This window comes from Leuconostoc kimchii IMSNU 11154 (assembly GCF_000092505.1).
In the GTDB taxonomy this organism is placed as follows: domain Bacteria; phylum Bacillota; class Bacilli; order Lactobacillales; family Lactobacillaceae; genus Leuconostoc; species Leuconostoc kimchii.
Genome location: NC_014136.1, coordinates 1,192,196 through 1,210,650, shown reverse-complemented (window position 1 = coordinate 1,210,650; position 18,455 = coordinate 1,192,196). Strand labels below are relative to the sequence as shown.

General features: G+C 36.1%; 17 protein-coding genes. 12 read left to right on the top strand and 5 right to left on the bottom strand.

Annotation, left to right across the window (positions count from 1 at the left end):
* The first annotated feature begins 12 nt into the window (after positions 1–12).
* Entirely contained in the window at positions 13–1,362 is a 1,350-nt protein-coding gene (locus LKI_RS06570) for a bacteriocin secretion accessory protein (protein WP_013103375.1), read from the top strand.
* An 860-nt stretch (positions 1,363–2,222) separates the two neighbouring features.
* Here the strand turns inward: LKI_RS06570 and LKI_RS06560 are convergent.
* Entirely contained in the window at positions 2,223–2,516 is a 294-nt protein-coding gene (locus LKI_RS06560) for a hypothetical protein (protein ID WP_013103373.1), read from the bottom strand.
* A 296-nt stretch (positions 2,517–2,812) separates the two neighbouring features.
* On the opposite strand from LKI_RS06560, the gene LKI_RS06555 reads away from it, so the two are divergent.
* From LKI_RS06555 to LKI_RS06535, 5 genes are all read left to right on the top strand, one after another.
* Entirely contained in the window at positions 2,813–4,411 is a 1,599-nt protein-coding gene (locus tag LKI_RS06555) for an APC family permease (RefSeq protein WP_013103372.1), read from the top strand.
* A 290-nt stretch (positions 4,412–4,701) separates the two neighbouring features.
* Complete coding sequence (locus LKI_RS06550) at positions 4,702–5,991, top strand: pectate lyase family protein (protein WP_013103371.1); 1,290 nt, start codon at positions 4,702–4,704, stop codon at positions 5,989–5,991.
* 392 nt (positions 5,992–6,383) lie between these two features.
* Entirely contained in the window at positions 6,384–7,574 is a 1,191-nt protein-coding gene (locus LKI_RS06545; RefSeq protein ID WP_013103370.1) for an MFS transporter, read from the top strand.
* A 34-nt stretch (positions 7,575–7,608) separates the two neighbouring features.
* Complete coding sequence (locus LKI_RS06540) at positions 7,609–9,861, top strand: glycoside hydrolase family 31 protein (RefSeq protein ID WP_013103369.1); 2,253 nt, start codon at positions 7,609–7,611, stop codon at positions 9,859–9,861.
* Between the two features lie 24 nt (positions 9,862–9,885).
* Entirely contained in the window at positions 9,886–10,620 is a 735-nt protein-coding gene (locus tag LKI_RS06535; protein ID WP_013103368.1) for a MurR/RpiR family transcriptional regulator, read from the top strand.
* Positions 10,621–10,786: 166 nt separating this feature from the next.
* On the opposite strand, the gene LKI_RS06530 is transcribed toward LKI_RS06535, so the two are convergent.
* Positions 10,787–11,110: an ArsR/SmtB family transcription factor gene (locus LKI_RS06530; RefSeq protein ID WP_013103367.1), complete on the bottom strand. Its 324-nt coding sequence runs from the start codon at positions 11,108–11,110 to the stop codon at positions 10,787–10,789.
* An 83-nt stretch (positions 11,111–11,193) separates the two neighbouring features.
* On the opposite strand from LKI_RS06530, the gene LKI_RS06525 reads away from it, so the two are divergent.
* From LKI_RS06525 to LKI_RS06505, 5 genes are all read left to right on the top strand, one after another.
* Positions 11,194–11,769: a cadmium resistance transporter gene (locus tag LKI_RS06525; protein ID WP_013103366.1), complete on the top strand. Its 576-nt coding sequence runs from the start codon at positions 11,194–11,196 to the stop codon at positions 11,767–11,769.
* A gap of 344 nt (positions 11,770–12,113) precedes the next feature.
* Positions 12,114–13,118: a tryptophan ABC transporter substrate-binding protein gene (gene trpX, locus LKI_RS06520; protein WP_013103365.1), complete on the top strand. Its 1,005-nt coding sequence runs from the start codon at positions 12,114–12,116 to the stop codon at positions 13,116–13,118.
* Entirely contained in the window at positions 13,115–14,014 is a 900-nt protein-coding gene (locus LKI_RS06515; protein ID WP_013103364.1) for an ABC transporter permease, read from the top strand. The genes trpX and LKI_RS06515 overlap by 4 nt, the downstream gene beginning before the upstream one ends.
* Complete coding sequence (locus tag LKI_RS06510) at positions 14,007–14,762, top strand: ABC transporter ATP-binding protein (RefSeq protein WP_013103363.1); 756 nt, start codon at positions 14,007–14,009, stop codon at positions 14,760–14,762. Before LKI_RS06515 ends, LKI_RS06510 begins: the two co-directional genes overlap by 8 nt.
* A 113-nt stretch (positions 14,763–14,875) precedes the next feature.
* Positions 14,876–15,790: an L-lactate dehydrogenase gene (locus LKI_RS06505; protein WP_013103362.1), complete on the top strand. Its 915-nt coding sequence runs from the start codon at positions 14,876–14,878 to the stop codon at positions 15,788–15,790.
* Between the two features lie 149 nt (positions 15,791–15,939).
* On the opposite strand, the gene LKI_RS11215 is transcribed toward LKI_RS06505, so the two are convergent.
* Positions 15,940–16,155, bottom strand: coding sequence for a zinc-binding dehydrogenase (locus LKI_RS11215; protein ID WP_013103361.1), 216 nt, complete (start codon positions 16,153–16,155; stop codon positions 15,940–15,942).
* Positions 16,156–16,158: 3 nt separating this feature from the next.
* The gene (locus LKI_RS06495; RefSeq protein WP_013103360.1) at positions 16,159–16,977 is read right to left on the bottom strand and encodes a zinc-binding alcohol dehydrogenase family protein; all 819 of its coding nucleotides are present in this window, start codon (positions 16,975–16,977) and stop codon (positions 16,159–16,161) included.
* A gap of 169 nt (positions 16,978–17,146) precedes the next feature.
* On the opposite strand from LKI_RS06495, the gene LKI_RS06490 reads away from it, so the two are divergent.
* Entirely contained in the window at positions 17,147–17,479 is a 333-nt protein-coding gene (locus LKI_RS06490; RefSeq protein WP_013103359.1) for a winged helix-turn-helix transcriptional regulator, read from the top strand.
* Positions 17,480–17,795: 316 nt separating this feature from the next.
* Here the strand turns inward: LKI_RS06490 and LKI_RS06485 are convergent, their stop codons facing one another.
* Positions 17,796–18,455: a 4'-phosphopantetheinyl transferase family protein gene (locus LKI_RS06485; RefSeq protein WP_013103358.1), complete on the bottom strand. Its 660-nt coding sequence runs from the start codon at positions 18,453–18,455 to the stop codon at positions 17,796–17,798.

Genomic DNA, 18,455 nt, shown 5'->3' with positions numbered 1-18,455 from the left:
AAAGGTCACAACATGTTCAATGAAAAACTCCTAGAAAGCTCGGAATTTTACAGTAAACGTTATCAAAACTTTACAACACTAATTATCTTTCCAACGCTGATCCTATTATTGCTCTTAATCGGTTTAGCTTTTTTTACGCATAAAGAAGTCGTAGTCAAAAGTACTGGTGAAATTAATCCGGATAAAATATTGGCTACCATACAATCTACAAGCAACAATGCAGTCATCAAAAACAACTTAATATCAAAGAACTCTGTGCGTCATGGTGATATGCTAATTCAATATCAAAACAGCGAAACCGATACCACTTTAAAGCTCGAAAATGCTAACCTTCAAAACCTACGGGCACGCGAAAAAGCATTATTAACCTATAAAAATAGTCTAAGCGAAGACAAAAACCTTTTCTCTGAGATAGATGCCTATGGCTATTCCGACGCCTTTCAAAATTATCTTTCTCAATCTCATATGCTAGCTAATGATTATCAGCAACAATTAGATGGTCAAAATCGTGCTACCCAACAAAAAGATATTCTCACAAGTTCATTGAACAAGAAAGAAAATAATCTCAATCATTACCAGTCATTATTACTTGCTATCCAAAATAACACGAATTTGTCACCAGAAAATAATTATTATCGTATGTTTTCTGAGTATAGAAATCAAACAGCAACGCTCAATACTGAAGAATCTGCTAACATCAAACGCAATACTATCAATACGTTGAAAGAACAAATAGACCAGTTAGAAGATGCTATAGCGAATTATAAAACACAATATACCACTTTACCCTCTGAAAACGCATTATCACCCAATATATTACCAGATAAGTTATCTGATCTAAAATCACAGCAGTTGAGCACTGTTGCCAAAGATCTCAGTGCTGTAACACAGGAAATCAAACAAATAAAAATTCAGCATCAAGCTACCCAAGATAGTTATAACAATGCTATTGTTTCCCCAGAAACAGGTACGGTGAAACTACTAGTTGATAAGACAAAAACGCGTTATATGCCACAAGGTACAAATATTGCACAAATTTACCCCAATTTAGCTGAGAAACCCAAATTGAAAGTAACTTTTTATATTAACACATCGGAAATTACAAACATATCTAAGGGACAATTAGTTCGCTACATGTTATCACAAAACAACAACACAAAATCAACATTAATTGGGCATATCTCCCAAATTGCCGCCCATCCTGTGACAACTAAACAAGGTCATTTTTACCAAGTCGATGCAACACTAAATTTGAAAAATAACGACTATTCAACTGTGCATTATGGTCAAGAAGGTACTGTTAGCGTTATTACGGGCAAAAGTACCTGGTTTGTTTACCTCAAAAATAAACTGATCAGCTGAAAGTATATTAATAACTGATGTGTACCCAAAAAGTTATTGGGTTTTCTTATGTCATAATAGTCAAATAAATCCTATTCTCCTCACTCATCATTACATCAGTTTCCATGTCTAGAAGGAGGTATCAATTATTTAAATTGTCTATGTAGAAGTAAAAAGCAGATACCAAGTGAAAATTAGGTACCTGCTTTTTATAGTGCTGATTATATTAATCTGAATTATCTAATTCTTCTGATAGTGCCATAATTCTTTTTTCCTGTGAATATTTACCCCACATAAATCCCACCAAAAAGAGAGATGGTATATTTAGTATAGTTACTAGTACCAATTGACTTCTAGATAATGAAATCACTAACGACAACACCAACCAAATTGCTGGTGTCACTCCTATTAGAGAAACATATATTAATGAAAATCTATCACTGAATACTTTATTTTTCATTGTTTAAACTAGAACAAATATATATTAACTAAGCAAATATATACCCATCATATCTCCCATCTACTTTGTCAAATTTCATTCTTAATATTAAAACAACAGTTAACATGATAAATAATACACGCACAACAATATTTATCTTGTGTTTGTATTATTTTTTTATTTAAGACTTACTGTGAAGTTAAAAGTGCAGTAGACACACATAACAGTATCGCTATTGTCACTGTGTCATCGTTTTTAACCCATCCCGCTAATGACGCTATAAGATAACAAGCATAAAAAACGATACTCACTTTTAGGCTGAACTTCATAACCGTATCTGACGTGATAATCATCTTGACTGGCTGTGTTGAATTTTGATGTTTAATTTTCATATGATCATTCCTTTCATCTATTGTCACTATCACCAGTACAAAGACTTAAGCTACTTTTTCCTTTTAAATAGGAATACACCAACGATACCTGTCCATAAAAAGACGTATTGCCAAGATTTTCGTGCCAAGTACTGCGCCCAAACAGTTGGCACTTTATCAGACAAATATGCAACTATTAGCAGCAAACAAAATTCTAACGTCAGAAAAATATTTAACATGCCAAGCATAAATTGATACGACAACATATGGAACCGCTGCTGATCACTTAGCCCCATTAATACCAATAATAAAAGTAAAGCAACAACTATTGTGTATTGTACAAAAAGTAGTATTGTCTTTATCATTTTGATTCCTTTAACGTGATGATTGTGACTGTAAATTACTCACTACACAATATACACAAATTTATTCTAATTGCCCATACAAACAACATGAATGGTCACTTTTTGACATTGAATGGTTGAAATGCATTCAGGTTAACACAATGATCACCCACCAAGTAATCAGACTACTAACTAAATCCTACTTAATTTTAACAAATTCTTAAATCTCACCTCAAAAATCACAGTATTTGACAGCCTGAATTTTATTCTTATCACAAAAAGTGGTATCATTTTAAGAATAATGTCACGGAGGACACATGGACACACATCATAATAAAAAGATCGGTCTGTTTCAGCTCATCATGCTAGGTCTAGGATCACTTATCGGATCTGGTTGGCTATTTGGCGCTTGGGAAGCTTCAAAAATTGCCGGCCCGGCATCAATCATTTCTTGGGTAATTGGCGGGATCATCATTGGTACAATTGCTTACAATTATATTGAACTCGGAACAATGTTCCCACAATCAGGTGGGATGAGTAAATATGCGCAATATACGCACGGCTCGCTGCTTGGGTTTATTGCCTCTTGGGCCAATTGGATATCATTAATTACATTAATTCCTATCGAATCGGTTGCAGCTGTGCAATACATGAGTTCATGGCCTTGGTCATGGGCCAATTGGACAAATCACTTTATCTCAAATGGCTCAATTACCACAACTGGTTTACTCGTTGTATTTGCCTTTATTGTTATTTTTACACTACTCAATTACTGGTCTGTCGCACTACTCACTAACTTTACAAGCATCATTTCCATTTTCAAAATTGGTGTGCCTGTGTTGACGATTATCATGCTGACATTATCAGGATTTCACCCAGAAAATTATGGGACTAACCTGCACGAATTTATGCCATACGGCACGGCTCCCATTTTTGCCGCAACAACTGTATCAGGTATTATCTTTTCATTTAACGCCTTCCAAACAGTGATTAATATGGGTAGCGAAATTGAAAATTCTAAACGAAATATTGGACGTGGTATCGCCTACTCATTGATTATTAGCGGCATTTTATACATTTTATTGCAAAGTACTTTCATCACATCACTTAGTCCAACTATGCTTGCTAAGAATGGGTGGCATGGTGTTAATTTTGCTTCTCCTTTTGCTGATCTAGCTATCTTATTGGGTATTCATTGGTTATCAGTGTTACTCTACATGGACGCTTTCATCTCACCATTTGGTACTGGCGTATCGTTTGTCGCGTCTTCGAGTCGAACTTTGGCCGCAATGGTTTCAAACAATCATATCCCAAAATTCGTAGGTAAAATCAATCAACGTTACGGGACACCACGTATTGCTATGGTTGTCAATGCCATTTTAAGTATGCTCATGGTATCTATTTTTAGATCTTGGGGAACACTTGCCAGCGTTATTTCAACATCAACGCTAATTGCATATCTCACAGGGCCAGTAACCGCTGTTTCATTGCGCGAAATGGCACCAGAATTTACACGCCCCTTCCGCGGTAAGTTACTGAAATATATGGCGCCTTTATCTTTTGTACTCGCATCTCTGGCTACTTATTGGGCAATGTGGCCAACAACCGTAGAAGTTATCCTAGTCATTCTATTAGGCTTACCCTTTTATTTTTACTACGAATGGCGTAACGGCTTTAACAAAACGAAACGCGCTTTTCAAGGTAGTTTTTGGATGATTGGGTACTTAATTTTTATTTCCGTCATGTCCTATATCGGATCCAAAGAGTTTAATGGCCAAAATTGGATTCACTATCCGTTTGACTTTATTTTTATCATTGGTGGTTCCCTTCTCTTTTTCTACTGGGGAACGGTTAGTTCGGTCATGACGAAATATTTCAAACAAGCACAACGCGTTAACGCAAAAGTTAAAAAATGACTATCTTAGTATATATTACAAGGTAAAGCATATCGGCATTATACAACGCTAAGTCGTTCTGACTATCAAAAAGACTTGACCCTATGACAGGGTCAAGTCTTTTTTAGCGTAACGTATATCACCAACTCATGTACAAAAGCAATGTTTTTTTACTGAATAATCCACAATCAAATCACGATTAACTTTACACATACTGATTGAATTTTTATTTGTGAATGTTTTACTTTTCAACGCGACTCTTGTATAATAATAATTTGTGATTAAAAAAACAATATTACTAGGGGAAAATCATGACAAAAACAAGACATAAGCAACATATTATTGTTGCATTTACCATAGGCATCACAGCACTCGGCCTAACTTCTTGCATTAATGCAGCAACCATTCCTACCAGTTTGCAAAAAAATTCACGAGAGGTGGCGAACGCTTCACAAGGATTTGCTGCTGGCACAACAGGTGGTAGCAAAGCTGATGCTGCACATACTTACCAAGTAACTAATCGTATCGAATTACTTAATGCATTAGGTAATGAAACAAATAAGACAAATAAAATCATTTATGTTTCTGGTACGATAAATATGAACGTTGATAATAATAGCAAAGCTTTAACAGCTAATAACTACGCCAACGGCACAGGTTATAATCTAGCTGCTTATCTAAAAGCCTATGATCCCAGTACTTATGGTAAAAAATTACCTACTGGATCACAGGAAACGGCGCGCAATAAAGCCCAAAAAAATCAAGCTAAGCAAGTCCAATACAAGATACCGTCCAACACAACAATTATTGGTAATAGCAATGCTAAAATTACAGGCGGTAATATGATCATTAATAGTCAAAATGTCATTGTCCGTAACATCATATTTGAAAATGCTTATGATTTTTTTCCACAATGGGACCCAACTGATGGCACGAGTGGTAACTGGAATTCACAATACGATAATTTAACCGTCACTGGTGGATCACATGTCTGGTTGGATCACAATCGTTTTTTTGACGGTACACAAACTGACAATCAAAACGGGTCATACTACGGTCGTGAATACCAACACCATGACGGTTTAGTGGATATTGTAAATGGCGCTACTAACGTTACCCTTTCATATAATGCACTGCAAAATCATGATAAATCAATGAATATTGGTAATAGTGATAGTAAAACCACTGATGCAGGTAAGCTACGTGTAACAATGCATCATAATCGCTTTGACAATTTAGTTCAGCGCCAACCGCGTGTCCGGTTTGGACAAGTTCACATGTATAATAACTACTATTCAGCAACCAACACGTCGATTTACAAATTCATGTACGCTTTTGGTGTTGGTAAACAGTCTCAAATTTATGCACAAAATAATATTTTTGATATACCAAACCTCGCAACTAAAAACATTGCAAAAGTATTTGGCGGATCCAATTTCACGGATAGTGGCACTTTGTTGAATGGTCAAAAGGTAACCGGCATAGCAACAAGCAATAAACTAAGCCCTGCATCTTGGACACCACAATACAAAAACATGTTGCAAGACCCTGCCGCTGCTAAAACGGCAGTCATAAGTAGCGCCGGCCCAACGTTAAAATAATAGCATAACCAAAAAATGTATCCTAGAAATCCTATATTAGTAAAAAATTAAATCTTTTTATAACGCGTGATTAATTATAATCACGCGTTTTTTTGGCTATAATAGACCATTTATATTTCAATAATGTGTTAGTGTAGCACCGTAATAATACGGCATATTTATCGCGATGGATACCTTTGAAACGAGGTGAGTTTTTCGAACTCGAATCGATAAGTCTATTACTCAATAAATAGCGTACTATTATTAGTCAGTTGAAAACACACTCCCCCTTTCTTTTCCCATTCTAATGACACTTTTCCCTATTTTTATTGATATCATTGTAAGCGCTTTCTAAATCAATTAAACTAGATATGTTGATTGGCCATCACAAAAAAAGAAAAGAAGGATGGTTCATGGTTTCAAGTATTGCTACAAACAAAAATACATTTAATTTCAAAGCCTCAATATTAAGCATTTCCTTGGTTTTTGGTATGGGTGCTTCTATATCAGCTGTTTTACCTGCTATTCAAAAAACACTACCAGATGTGAGTGAAACTGGCATCAACTTGATTGCAACGATTCCACAAGCTGGGGTAATTGTTTTTCTACTACTATCAAACTTTTTTGTTAAATTTATTGGCATCAAAAAAACAATTCTAACCGGTTTACTGATGATGGGAATATCTGGTATTATACCAATGTTTTCTGAATCGTATTTTCTTATTTTGGTTTCCCGTTTTATTTTTGGGGCCGGCATAGGTATTTTTAACGCATTGGCAATAACAATCATCAATTTAAATTTTTCGGGTAAAGAAGAATCTAAATTGCTCGGTTTTAGAGGATCAATGGAGGGCATTGGCGCAACTATTGCAAGTCTCTTAGTCGGTGCATTGGTTGTATTAGGATGGCATGCAGTATTTGCTGTTTATCTACTCGTCTTCATAATTGCCATATATTTTTGGAAATTTGGACCTGATATTGCCATTTCTGATAACCAATCAAGCAAAGAATTACATTCAGAGAATAGTGGTACTCAAAAAATCAATTTCAAAGTTTGGATTTTAGGTCTACTCTTAGTATTGCTAGTCATGGTGCAAATTGTGGTTATTATTCAAATTCCAAGAATTTTGCTTGAACGACATATCACTACTGCAAGCGTTGCTAGTCTAATCGTTGCGTTAAATACTTTTGCAGGTATGTTTGGCGGCATTTTATTCGGTGACGCTTATACCAAATTAGGTAAAACCGCATTCTCAACATTCTTGATTGGAGATGCCATAGGACTCATAATTTTGTCTTCTGCGACTCATTTGATCACAGCTATTATTGGTACCATTATGGTTGGTATTTTTGGATCATTCATGTGTATTGCGGCCTTCAATTTGATGACCAATGTCACAAGACCCTCTGCACGGGCAAATGCTAATACGATTCTTCTGCTTGGATGTAATGTGGGATCATTTACTGCACCATTTGGAATTAAATTGATGCAAGAACTCTTATCAACAAATGTTGCCTCGCCACTTGTTGGTTTTGCAATGACTTTGTTTATTGTAGCTATTTTATTTTTTGTGATAAGAAATGTTTTTTATACTAACAAATAGTTCAGTTTCAGTTAACAGTTAAAGGAGAAAAATTATGTCAAACATTGTCCAAGGTGAGAATTACCGGTTCACTATTATAACTGATAAACTCATTCGCATGGAATATTCAAAAGATAATCATTTTGAGGATCGTAAAACGCAATTTGCTCAAAATCGTGATTTTGGAGAAGTGAATTATCAGACTTTTGATAATCGCAATGGTCAGTTACTAGAAATTGAAACTGACTATCTCCACCTTTATTATGCTGGTGGTGAATTTGATGCATCAAATCTATTTATCGATGTTAAGTATCAGTATACATTACATGATGCCAAATGGTATTATGGTGAACCAGTCCATAATCTTGGTGGTACAGCCAAAACGCTTGATCTTACTGATGGTCGTATGCCACTTCAGGATGGTATTATGTCTGATTGGGGTTTCTCATTTATTGATGATGTTGATTCGTTTGTCATTGATATCAATAATGATTTCGTGTTACGTCATCAACAAGAGGCCGATGGTTACTTTTTTGCTTATGGTAGAGACTATAAAACAGCATTACAAGATTTCTATCACTTGAGCGGAAAAACACCAATATTACCACGTTATGCCTTAAGTAATTGGTGGAGTCGTTATTATAAGTACAGTCAACAGGAATATATAGAATTGATGGACAAATTCGAAGATAATCATATTCCAATCGCTGTATCCGTAATCGATATGGATTGGCATCGTTATGATGATTTTCCTAAACGTTTTGGATCTGGATGGACTGGTTATTCATGGAATAAGAAGCTTTTCCCCAATCCTCAACAATTTTTAAAAGCGTTAAAGTCTCGTGGTAAAAAAATCACATTAAACTTACATCCGGCGGGTGGCATACGTGCCTTTGAAGACGCGTATCCGGCAGTTGCTAAACGACTGAATCTTGATACAACAAAGGAAGAACCAGCTGTTTTTGATTTTGATAATTCTCAGTTTAGAGAATCATACTTTAAAGATGTTCATAATCCAATGGAAGACGAAGGTGTTGATTTTTGGTGGATTGATTGGCAACAAGGAACAAGTCGGGCCAAAAATAAAGTCGAGCCCTTATGGTCTTTGAATCACTACCACTATTTAAATCATGCCAATAGACATGATGGTGATGGCATCATTCTTTCAAGATATGCTGGACCTGGGTCTCATCGTTACCCTATCGGTTTTTCTGGAGATACTTTTATCACCTGGTCTGCTTTAAAATTCCAACCAGAATTTACAAGCACTGCCTCTAACATTGGTTACACTTGGTGGAGCCATGATATAGGTGGCCACATGAAAGGTGCTTACGATCCAGTCCTATCCTTAAGATGGCTACAATTAGGTGTTTTCAGTCCAATAAACAGACTACATTCATCTGATAATCCTTTTTCCGGTAAGGAGCCTTGGCGTTACCCATTAAATGTTCAAACATATATGACAGAATTTTTGCAATTACGCGCTAAATTATTGCCATACTTAGATTCCGCAAATATTTTGACACACACCGAAGGGAAACCACTAGTAGAACCTCTTTATTATGAGCATCCTAATAATGAAGAAGCATATACATTTAAAAATCAATATTATTTTGGATCGGAATTAATGGTTGCCCCTATTACTGACCCACAAGATGCTGATACACAGTTGGGATTTGTGGATGTTTGGTTGCCAGAAGGCGAATGGATGGATATTTTTACAGAAATGGTCTATCAGGGCAACTCACATGCAGATGAAGAAAAGTTATTGCCATCAACAATTATGGAAGGACAATTTATTAATGGGGAGGCTCAGGTTCGTGTTGGTCGGCCAATTAACCAAATGCCAGTTTTCGCTAAATTAGGGGCAATCGTACCAATGACGCCTGATTACATGGCTAACCCCGAAACACTTCCTGAAACAATTGATGTTCATGTTTATGGCAATAAAAAAAATTCTTATACACTATTTGAACATCAAGGGCAAAAGATTGCTTCAATAGTGTTAAACATAACAAATGGTGAACTAACAACGACTAAAAAAGATCCAGAAGGTATTCTACCTTCTAAAAGATCTTACAATTTGATAAAACATGGTTTTCACACAGAATCTCAAAAAGATCGCGCTTTAAATGATTTAGTTAATAAGTTACAATTTGCCCAGATATCTTATGAAATTAAACGTGAAGTATTAAAAAAGGCTGAAAAAGCGGTTGAAAACCCAATTAAGATGGCCGAGTTTGCTCAAACTTTACAAAATAAAAGCCTTCAGGCTATGATTTTAGAATTTGTTTATTTGTTACAATAGATAATAAAGAGGCTAAACATAGTTATGGACTTTTCTTTATCACTTAAACAACATTATGATGATTTGACATATAGTGAGCGCGATGTTGTTTCATATTTATATAACAATATTTCTGAGAGTCACAAAATGGGCATTATGGATGTCGCTGCAGCCACACTCGTATCAAAGTCTACAGTATTTCGCCTAAGTCAGAAATTAGGTTATTCAGGTTTTTCTGAAATGAAAAAATCCCTTCAGACGCTAGACGTTCAACAGCAAAACACAAGTCGTCATGCCAATTGGATAGAAGAGATACGTGATGAAGAAGACAATTTTTTAAGGTATTTGGAAACAGTAAACTTTGACGTACTAACAACTATCGTTAATCAATCTCGAAAAATTTATCTTTATGCAACTGGTACGACTCAGCAATCTTATTTACAAATATTTTATAGTCAGCTCCTATTATTAAATTTACCTGTTAACCTAATTTTTGGACAATCGAGCCTCGAAGCAGTTTTACCAGTGATCCATTCAAATGACGTCATTATTGTTGTTTCTTACGGCGGTGAGACTGATCACATCAAAAAACCGTTGAGATTAATTGCTGCTTCCGGTGCTGTCATTATTTCTATTACAAGTTTTGGCAAAAATTTTCTCGTCAAACATGCCCAGTATTCTCTGTTTTATGAAGGGACTACCTTAAATAATTATGATGTGTCAATGATACAATTGGCACAAATACTTGATTTTTTTGTTCGCAAGTTACAAGTTAATTGAATCATGCCATATTAAAGCGAAACGCTGTATTTTTTCTAAATTCGCTACTCACAGTTAAACCGATCAATTAGACAAAACATCTGTCTAATTAATCGGTTTTTTGTGGATGAATAAATCACATGAATTGAAGTTAGTCCCCTAATAGCAGCATGATTTAACAATATGATTACAATTCCCCATGTTGCTTCCCAACAACAACATGTGCCACATGTTGTTTGGTAGAATCAATCACATTCAAAATATGTGGGTCGTTTAATTGGTATAAACTTTTTTTGCCTACTTTTTCTGAACTCACTAATTGATGCTCTTTTAAAATAGCTAATTGATGAGACACTTGTGGTTGTGTAATTTGAAGTTGCTGCACAATGTCATTAACACTTAGTTGCTTATTTTCAAGTAACACTAAAATATTCAACCGCGTTGGATTACTCAATAATTTAAAAATACGTTCCATTTCATTTTGATACCGTGCATCGTTATTTGTTTCCATTATATGTTGACTCCTTCATATGTTAATGATAACATATGTTTATACTGATATATATTAAGTATATCATGAACAGGAGAAAGAATATGCCCGACCTATCACTCGTAACAATGTTATTCATTGGCGTTAATTTAGATTTTTTTGTTATTTTATTATTTTTATTACAAAAATATCGTTTCAGAGATAATTTCATCGGCTATGAATTAGGCATGCTCATTGTTTTTGCCATCAGTGCCCTTGCTGGTCAGCTAATCCAGACTGTGATTCCTACATGGGCTATTGGCTTTCTTGGTTTATTACCAATTTATATGGGCATCAAAGGTGAGAATGAGGATGAAGACGACCAGTCAAAATCAGCATCTCACAGAGGCATTATTGCAGTTTTGACCATGTACTTGGCCAGTTGTGGTGCTGATAACATTGCTGTCTACGTCCCAGTCTTAGCCACAATGACGACGACTGCTATTTTAATCACGATGGTTTATTTTATTGTCTTGACCGCTGTATCATTAACATTAGCTTCCTTCTTTGGTCAAATCCCAATCATAAAACGTATTTTTGAACGTTGGGGATCACCACTAAGCCGCCTCATTTATATTTTAATTGGCCTATTTGTCATGTTCGATACAGGGTTGATTCAATTTATTATCAACTTATTTTGATTAATCAAAATACTCACTTAGCCAGATTATAATAATTAATTTCAAAAAACCTATTGACAACTCATCAAATCCTTAGTATCCTTAATCTATAAATAACTCGGAGATAACATATGCAAAAAGTGATAGCACAACTTAACAATGCCTGGTGGCGTCGGTAAAGTCAGCTTTTCGGTAACGGATGAAGCTGATGTTTAAAACATTTGTTTTATCCATACCGACGCATTTTGTGTAGCAATCGAGTCTGTGTGGGAATTATGCCATATGGACTTTTCTTTTGACCTTGGAAAGCCTTGTATGGCAGTCCAAGGTCAATTTTTATTTTAGGGAAATTTCGGAGAAAAATGATGAACAAACGTCTTATATCTACCATCGCCATTATTGTTGGCTTTCTAGCAGTTGCCTTTATTGTAACAGGTAAACCAACCCAGCAAACAAAAAACAAAGATTACGTGCCAACAGTTGGTATACTACAACTCGTGACACACCCTGCACTTGATGAAATTCATCGCGGTATCGTAGCTGGTTTAAAAACACAGGGTTATTCGGGTAAAAAAATTAAAATTGATTACCAAAATGCCCAAGCTAATCAAGCTAACCTGAAGACAATGTCACAAAAATTTACTAACGAAAATGCTGATTTGACACTTGGTATTGCAACACCAGCTGCCTTATCTTTGGCTAAAACCGCTGATGGTAACAGCCCAGTTATTTTAGCTGGTATCACTGATCCAGCTGGTTCTGGATTAGTTAAGAGCGCCCAGCGTCCCGGTGCTAATATCACTGGCACATCTGGTGATTCACCTTTAGAACAGCATCTCAATGTTATCAAACAAGTCGTGCCCAACGCTAAAAAACTGGGTATCATTTATACCACATCTGATCATGGTGGCGAATATAATGCCAAGAAAATGGCACAACTGGCTAAAACAGCTGGCTACGATGTGCACATGTATACAATTTCGACAACAAATGATATGCAGCAAGTAGCTGAAACAATGGCTAGTCAAGTTGATGTCGTGTATGCACCACAAGATAACGGTGTGGCCAGTGCCATGAAAACCCTCATTAGTATTACTAATAAAGATAATATCCCTGTCATTCCGGCTGTGAATACAATGGTCAAAGATGGCGGTGTGGCAACAATTTCAGTCAGTCAATATGATATTGGTTATCAAGCAGGCATTATGGCAGGTCAAGTTTTAAAAGGCAAAGATACAGCTACTTATCCCGTCAAAACAATTACCAAGGGTGATGTCGTTGTTAACCTCAAACAAGCCAAACTACTTGGCTTAAAATTACCAGCAGACATGATAAAAACAGCAGAAACTAAAGGTGAGGTGTTCAAATGAGTATTATTGTATCTAGTATCGGACAAGGCCTCCTATGGGCTGTACTTGGAGTTGCCCTATTTCTCACATTTAGAATTTTAAATTTCCCTGATATGACTGTTGAAGGTTCTTTTCCCTTAGGTGCGGCCACCGCAGTTGCTATGATTTCTCATGGCATCGATCCCTATTTAGCAACACTCGCAGCTTTTGTTGTCGGGGCAATTGCTGGTCTAGTAACTGGGTTACTCTACACGAAAGGCAAGATTCCAATCCTATTGGCTGGTATACTCGTCATGACTGCTGCGCTGTCTATTAATCTCAGGATTATGGGGTCAGCCAACATCTCATTACTTAATCAGAAATCAATTTTTTCATCCCCATTACTACAGCATTTACCCAAAAACTTTGATTCTGTCTTTGTTGGCTTTATCATCATCACAATCATCACATTGGTACTCATATTTTTCTTACAAACAGAACTCGGTCAATCGTTCATTGCTACTGGTGATAATGCGAACATGGCACAATCCATTGGGATAAAAACAGATCGTATGACAATCATGGGTTTGATGCTATCTAACGGCTTAATTGCATTTGGTGGCGCAGTCATTGCCCAAAATAATGGTTACGCCGACATCAACATGGGTATTGGTATTATTGTCATTGCGTTGGCATCAATTATTATTGGCGAAGTCGCTTTCGGTGACTTATCACTTAATGGTCGTCTGGTTGCTGTTATTGTTGGTTCAATTCTATACCGTCTTGTGTTGTTAGCCGTACTCAGTCTTGGTTTTTCAACAAACGATTTGAATTTGATTTCAGCAATTGTGCTGGCTGTCGCTATGATGCTTCCACAATTACGCAAGGCACTAAAGCTCGATACAGTAATCAAGAAAGGTGTGGCTACACATGACTGAACCTGTTTTCTCACTTAAAGATATTATTGTCACTGTCGGTGACAACATCCAAATCTTAAAATCACTCAATCTTGATATCTATGAGGGTGACTTTATTACCGTTCTTGGTACCAATGGCGCTGGTAAATCGACTTTATTCAACACCATTGCTGGTAATTTATCGATTGACTCTGGACAATTGCTACACCATGGTCATAGTATTGCGCATGACTCTGCTGTAACGCGTACCAATTATATCGCACGTGTATTTCAAGATCCAAAAATGGGCACTGCACCGCGCATGACTGTTGCCGAAAACTTACTACTTGCTGAAAAACGTGGTCAAAAACGGACATTGCGTAATCGTGGTTTGACTAAAGAAAAGTTAAATGAATATGCCAAAATCACACAAGTGATGGGCAATAATTTAGACACACGTTTGAATACAGCAACTGGTAATTTATCAGGTGGTCAACGTCAAGCGCTTAGTTTCCTTATGGCAACTCGTGTGAAGCCTGAATTATTACTCTTAGATGAACACACAGCAGCACTGGATCCCAAAACTTCTGAACAATTGATGCTAGCAACGAACGAGCAAGTAACTAAAAATCAATTAACAGCCCTCATGATTACCCATAATTTAGCCGACGCATTGAAATATGGTAACCGACTCATTATTCTCAATGCTGGTGATATTGTGCTTGATGTGCGTGGTCAGAATAAATCAGACTTGAATGAAGCAGACATTCTCAAATATTTTATTGCTTAATCGACATAAAGGGCATCGTAATGTTTCACGTGAAACATTACGATGCCCTTTATTTTAATTTAAATATGTGTATAATCTAATTAAAGACACATTTTATACTAACGAGGTAAAACATGAGGAAAATTGGTGTTATAGGTATTGGACATGTTGGCGCAACGGTCGCCCATATTATTATTGCGCAAGGTTTAGCTGATGAATTAGTTTTAGTAGACAAAAATTCAGATAAAGTAGCAGCAGACGCTCTAGATTTTCGTGACGCTGCTAGTCTACTTAGTACGCACGCAACTATTCATACCGGCACGGCTGCTGACTTAACTGACGCAGACCTTGTTATTTCGGCTCTTGGTCATATTGATTTGATCAAACCAGGCGGTGACCGTTTTACTGAGCTTAAAGCAAATACACCTGAAGTACAACAAGTTGGCGCTGATTTGAAAAAAGCAGGCTTCAATGGTGTACTGATTGTGATTTCCAATCCCGTTGATGTTATTACAGGTATTTATCAAAAAGCAACCGGATTGCCTACTAATCAAGTATTTGGTACTGGCACTTATCTTGACACAGCACGCCTCAAACGTGTTCTGGGCGAAACGTTACACGTTGATCCTCGTAGTGTGCAAGGTTATATGTTAGGTGAACACGGTGACTCACAATTTGCCGCTTGGTCAACCGTAAAGATTCTAGGTCAAGACATTCAATCCTTAATTGCGCAACACCATTTAGACCTTGATAAAATTGCTAACGATGCCAGAGTTGGTGGTTTTACTGTTTTTAATGGTAAAAAATATACTAATTTTGCCATTGCACATGCTGCTGTGTCCTTGGCACAACTTGTCTTATCTGATGCACGTAACGAAGCGATTGTGTCTCACTATGATGACAAGTTCAAAAGTTATATCTCAACGCCAGCTATCATTGGACGCGCTGGTGTTGTACAGACATTTGACTTGCCTCTGACTCCAGATGAAGAAATCGCATTACAACAGTCTGCTGATGCCATTGTTCAAAAAACAGCGGATTATTTGTAATTATTATCTAAGTTACTCAATATATGTCTCCCACTACTTTCAACAACCATCACATGACTCATTAAAATAAACAATGCCATATACGTCAAAAATAACGTTAACTTACGAAGTTTATGGCATTGTTTTTATGCCCTAATATAATGACTTACCTATTTCCCCTCCCAACTAACTAACGTTACTTTTCCGATCATATGCCCTGACTCGACATCAGCATGCGCTTTTTTCATATTATCAGCGTTGATTGGATAGTAAGTTTTTGTTGCAATGGGTTGTATTTTTTCCTCCTCATACAACGTTGCCAAATGCCTTAAAATGTTGTGCTGACTAATCATATTCTCAGTTTGGTAATACGATTTACTATACATCCATTACCAACTGAAAGTCACCCGCTTTTTAGTCAATTTTTGAAGATCAATTAATCGATGATTTTCTGTCGTAGCAACAACCTGCCCATCTGGCTTGATTAATTCAGCAATTTCAAACCAGTGTGCATCTAAATTATTCAAATTTAAAATATAGTCAACATATTGATGACCAGTTTTATGAACTTGCGTGATCAAATCTTCATAATGATCAACAACATCACTTGCACCTAACTTTTTAACCCACGCCACTGATTCTGATTTTGAAGCAGTAGCTATGACAGTTAACCCAGCTAATTTTGCAAGCTGAATGGCTATAGAACCAACACCACCAGAACCATTGATAATTAAAATTATTTTTTGAGTATTGTCCCCAGACCAATTAATATTAAGCTTTTCAAATAAAGATTCGTAGGCAGTTAACCCTACTAACGGTATCGCTGCTGCCTGTGAATCGTCTAAATTATGAGGTGCTAAACTGGCAACTCTTTCATCTACCAATTGCTGTTGTGCGTTACTCCCTGACCTTGTAAAATCCCCTGCGTACCATACGCGATCACCGATATTAAAAAGTGATACGTTATCACCTTTTGCAATAACTGTCCCGACAGCATCCCAGCCAATAATTTTTGGTTTGACTAACTTATTTTTTCGACCACCTTTACGCACAAATGTGTCAACAGGATTAACTGCTACACCCGCAACTTCAACAAGAATGTCATGCCCGCTGACTTCTGGTGTATCAATTAACACGTCTTCAAAACTATTGTTATCGGTAATCGGTAAGTGACGATAAAAGCCAACCGCCTTTACTTGTTTTATCATTTTCTTGCCTCCTAACAAGACTAATGATACCCCCTTTTTTTAAATTGTTAAGACGTGAATTTAATGACACTAAGTGCCTGAATATAGACTAGGTGTCTTTTAATTCACCTGATTTTTCTACCTGATACATGCTATGATAAGGTCAGTAAAAATTAAAGGTGGTCTGAAAATGAAAGAAATTTACGATTGTGACTTAGGTTGCCCAGTTCAGAACACACTACAATTCATATCTGGAAAATGGAAAAGTGTTATACTTTATCATATTTTTAAAAATGATGTTTTGAGATTCTCAGAATTACAAGCAAAGCTACCTTATGTTTCGAAAAGAATGCTTGCAAAACAACTATCAGAATTGGAAGCAGATGGTATATTGGACAAACGCGTTTATCCAGTCATTCCGGTGAAAACGGAATATCGGGTTACTAAATTAGGTAGTAGCCTCTATCCTGTTATTGAAGCGATGGCAATTTGGGGAACCCACTACACTCAAATGGTTAAGTAAGTATTTTTGATCAAAATAATTAGCGTCATTTTTTAAGCGTTCAAATCAAAATAAAAAGCCAAAAACCGGTACAATAATGGTTTTTGGCTTTAAAATTATAAATTATTGCATCGCGATTACAGTAACGCGCAACCTCTCTTTCTCCATATTCCAATAGTAATTCCATAAAGACGAAAATAACGTGCAACCTCAAAAATGCAATATACTCTGAAAATAATTTTCAGAGTATATCACATTTAGTAGTTTCAATTCAAATTTTTTTATGTTCAGTATTAGCATCAAAAAATAATATGGTAGTAAAACTTACACCATCTTATTACGATATCGATTCATAGTAAAAAGTATCTGCCGAAATATTAATATACTTATGATATTCTAATGAACTTGAAGAAACACTGGAAAGAACATATTCGTCATTAATCACAATACTTCTGCCTAACCAGTAAGATTTATCCAGTATGATTCGAGATTGATGTTCATTAATAAATGAAACTTCCACATCTTTCGGATCTCGAAATAAACCAGTCCCAATAGCTTTAAGTGTCCAAAACTTATAATAAAGGTTCTTTGGATCACCTGATAAATGTAATAGTTCTTTTTCTTTTGACGAACAGAAAATGTCAATCGTATCAGTAGTATAGCCGACTAATTTCTCAATATCTACACCCACCGGATCATTTTCAACAATACAGACTAGCCAATTGCCACAGTGAGATATATTGAAGAATACATTTGAATGTGATAACAACTCTGGTTTCCCATATTTATTAAACTCAAATACCAACTGGGATACAGGGATAGTTAAGAAATTAGAAATAGCGTATTCCATTAATTTTTGTGATAGAAGTGATCTAATTTTATCATCTTTTTTAAATAAATGACTAATAACATTTCTCCTATTTTCATTCACACTATCTAGTAAATCCTGATAACGTAGGTATTCAACATAAAAATCTATTTCACATACATAAATCAA